Origin of the sequence: Priestia sp. SIMBA_032, from assembly GCF_046535215.1 — a bacterium.
Classification (GTDB): Bacteria; Bacillota; Bacilli; order Bacillales; family Bacillaceae_H; genus Priestia; species Priestia aryabhattai.
In genome coordinates, this window is sequence record NZ_JAWRXD010001503.1 from 1 (window position 1) to 238 (window position 238).

1 pseudogene is annotated in these 238 nt (G+C 65.1%); it reads left to right on the forward strand.

Annotated features, from left to right (window positions below):
- Positions 1 to 238, forward strand: a pseudogene (locus tag SB717_RS39315) (hypothetical protein); the annotation flags it as partial.

The window sequence follows — 238 nt, forward strand, 5'->3', positions numbered from 1 at the left end:
GGAGGACGGGCCGGACGGCGACTCCGAAAAGCATGTCGATGCCCTGATCGCGCGTGCCCGGAAGCTGCTCGGAGAGAACGGCTACGAGGCCTGCTTCAAGGCGGCCCTGGAGACCATGGTCGAGGACATCCGCGAAGACCTGGATGTCTTCGGTGTGCGTTTCGAGCGCTGGTTCTCCGAGCGCGAGCTCGAATCGAGCGGTGCCCTGGCGCGTGCTCTCGAGAAGCTCGACAAGCAG